This window comes from Streptomyces sp. NPDC054863 (assembly GCF_053610825.1).
Genome location: NZ_JBSGZD010000469.1, coordinates 1 through 3,662 on the forward strand (window position 1 = coordinate 1; position 3,662 = coordinate 3,662).

The following is a 3,662-nucleotide window of genomic DNA, read 5'->3' on the forward strand; positions in this document are numbered from 1 at the left end:
CCCGAGGTCGCTGACACGACACGCGCCCAGGCGACGTGGAACAGCGTCGCCGGGCTGACACCCAGGCGTCGCGCCTGCTCCCTCAGTCGCCGCGCCACATCCGTATCGAGTGGCATGCGCACCTCGGACACGCCGCTGCCGTCGCCGTGCACGTCCAGCAGCCCGTACGGCGCGGTCGGCTCGCTCACGTCGCCCAGCAGTTCCGCGAAGAACCGCTCGTGCTCCTGCGCCGGGATCGTGAGCCGTGCCTGCGCGACGAACTCGCGGAACGGCAGCGGCGCCGGCAGCGTGTCTCCGCCTCCGGAGAGGATCGCGCGGATCTCGTCGAAGACCAGGGCGAGGGACGTACGGTCCTGCACGAGGTGATGCACTTCGAGCAGGACGTACCACCGCTGGTCGCCGGGGTCCTGCGCGACACCGGCCTGCAGCAGGGGGGCGCTGCGGACGTCCATCGGCGCGGTGCGTGTGGCCAGCAGGCGGCCCACGACGTCCGTGCCCTCCAGCGGGAGCGTCCTGACCGTCAGGGGGGCGGTGCGCAGGACGACCTGGACGGGCTCCCCGAGCCCTTCCCACAGGAAGGCCGTACGCAGGATGTCGTGCCGGTCGACCACCTGCTGCATGGCGGAGAGAAAGGCGTCCACCCGCGGCCGGGAGTCGAAGCCGAGGACGTACGGGAGCGTGTAGAGGTCGGTGCCGTTCTCGCCTTCCAGCAGGTGGTGGAAGAGGATGCCTTCCTGGAGCGGGGCCAGCGGGTAGATGTCGGCGACGTTGGCCGCGCCGCCGGGCACCTCCGCGAGGATTCCGTCGATCTCCTCCGCCGTGAGGTCGGCCAGCGTCACCATCTCCGGCGTGATCGTCGTGGCACCGGCGGGGATGCCGTTGGCCGGCAGCACCACCTTGGGAGCGCTCTGCAGCGCCGCCAGACCGGCCACGGTCGGGCTGGTGAACAGCGTCCGTACGTCCACCGCGACACCCGCCGCCCGGGCCCGCTCCACCAGCTTCACCGCCAGCAGGGAGTGCCCGCCCAGCTCGAAGAAGTTGTCATCGACACCGACGGAGGGCAGGCCGAGCACCTCGGCGAACAGCGCGCACAGGATCTCCTCCTGCACCGTCGACGGCCCGCGCCCGGTACCCCCGGCACTGTGATCCGGAGCGGGCAAGGCCCTTCGGTCGAGCTTGCCGTTGACCGTCAACGGCAGTTCGTCGAGCACCACGATCACGGCAGGGACCATGTACTCGGGCAACACCCGGGCCAAGTCGGCGCGGATCTCCGCGACGTCCGTGTCACCGGCTGCCACCACGTACCCTGCCAGGCGCTCGTCGCCCGGCAGGTCCTCCCGCACCACCACGGCCGCCTGTGCGACGGACGGGTGGGTGAGCAGTGCGGCTTCGATCTCGCCGAGTTCGATACGGAACCCGCGGAGCTTGACCTGGTCGTCCGTACGCCCCAGGTACTCCAGTTGGCCGCCGGTGTTCCACCGGGCCAGGTCACCCGTGCGGTACATCCGCTCCCCCGGCCCGCCATGGGGATTGGCGACGAAGCGCTCGGCGGTCGGACCGGGCCGGTCCAGATAGCCCCGGGCCAACTGCACACCGGCCAGGTACAGCTCCCCGGCCACACCGGTCGGTACCGGCCGCAGCGCGGCGTCCAGCACGAACACGCGCGTGTTCCAAACCGGGCGGCCGATCGGTATCCCACCACCGGCGTCGGTACCCGGCTCACTGGTGAAGGCGGTGACGTCGATGGACGCTTCGGTCGGCCCGTACAGGTTGTGCAGCGGGATCGGCAGCACCGCGTGGAACTGGTCCCGCGACGCGACGGACAACGCTTCGCCGCTGCAGACCACGGCCCGCAGGGATACGCATCCCTGGGCGGTGGGTTCGGCGACGAACACCTGCAGCATCGACGGGACGAAGTGGGCGATGGTGACCTGCTCGCGCTGGATCAGCTCGGCCAGGTACACCGGGTCGCGGTGCCCGCCCGGACGGGCCATCACGACGGCGGCACCTTCGGTCAGGGGCCAGAAGAACTCCCACACCGACACGTCGAACCCGAACGGCGTCTTCTGCACCACCCGGTCGTCCGACGTCAGCCGGTAGGCCCCTTGCATCCACGTCAATCGGTTGATCAGGCCCCGGTGGGTGAGCGTGACGCCCTTGGGACGTCCGGTGGACCCAGAGGTGTAGATGACGTACGCCGGGTGATCGACGAGCAGGTCGCGGGTGCGGTCGCCGTCCTCAAGGTCGGCTGCGGACCGGCAGGCGAGGGTGGTGGCCAGGTGCGGAGCGTCGAGGACGAGGCAGGGGACCTGTCCGCCGTCTGCCGGATTCAGGGCATCGGTGGTGAGCAGAAGTACGGGTCCGGCGTCGGTGAGGAGACGGGTGACGCGGTCGGCAGGGTGGTCGGGGTCGACGGGGAGGTAGGCGGCGCCTGTTTTGAGGACGGCCAGCAGGGCGACGACGAGATCGGTGGAGCGTTCGAGGTGGACCGCGACGAGGGTTTCGGGCCCGGCACCGCGTTCTGCCATGAGACGGGCGAGCCGGTTGGCACGTGCGTTGAGGTCGGCGTAGGACAGCCGGACGTCTTCGAAGATCACGGCGGTGGCGTCGGGGGTGCGTGCGACCTGTGCCTGGAAGAGGTCCAAAAGCGTCGCCACCGGCACCTCGTGCGCGGTGTCGTTCCACTCCGTCAGCACGCTGTGACGCTCGTCCGCGCTGAGCAGGTCGATGTCCGTGACGGGTCGTGCGGGGTCGGCGGTCACGGTGTCGAGGATGCGGACGAACCGCTCGGCCAGTGAGGTCGCCGTGCCGTGATCGAACAGGTCGGTGGCGTAGACGAGGGAGCCGATCAGGCCGCCGGTGTGGGTTTCGCGGAGCTGAATGTCGAGGTCGAACTTGGCGGGCCGATCACCTGTGTCGAGGAGCTGGGTTTCGACGCCGGGCAGGGCGAGACTCGCGGGAGCGGTGTTCTGCAGAGCGAGCATGACCTGGAAGAGGGGGTGGCGGGCCATGGACCGGGCCGGGGCGAGGTCTTCCACCAGCCGTTCGAACGGCACGTCCTGGTGGGCGAAGGCGTCCAGACCCCGTTCGCGTACGCGGTGCATCAGTTCGCGGAAGGACGGTTCGCCCGAGACGTCGGTGCGGAGGACCAGGGTGTTCACGAAGAAGCCGACCAGCTCGTCCAGGCTTTCGTCGGTACGGCCCGCCAGTGAGGTCCCGATGGGAATGTCGGCGCCCGCGCCGAGGCGGAGGAGCAGGGTGGCGAGGGCGGCCTGGAGCACCATGAACTCGGTGACGCCTTCGGCGCGGGCCAGACCGGTGATCCGCTGGTGGAGTTCGCCGTCGATGCGCAGGTCGACGGTGCCGCCGCGGTGGGAGGCCACCGGTGGCCGGGGCCGGTCGGTGGGCAGGGTGAGTTCCTCCGGCAGGCCGGCGAGGGTCTCGCGCCAGTGGTCCAGCTGGCGGTTGAGGATGCTTGCCGCGTCGTGGTCCTCGCCCAGGAGGTCGCGCTGCCAGAGGGTGTAGTCCGTGTACTGGACCGGGAGCGGTTCCCAGGCCGGCGTCCGGCCGTCGGCGCGGGCGGCGTACGCGGTGGAGAGGTCGCGGGCGAGCGGGGCGAGGGACCAGCCGTCACCGGCGATGTGGTGAAGCACCAGGACCAG

1 protein-coding gene is annotated in these 3,662 nt (G+C 70.5%); it reads right to left on the bottom strand.

Going from position 1 to position 3,662, the window contains the following annotated elements; all coding sequences use genetic code 11:
• A partial coding sequence (locus ACWGIG_RS37735) for a non-ribosomal peptide synthetase (protein ID WP_453326243.1) occupies positions 1 to 3,662 on the bottom strand: 3,662 nt, incomplete at both ends.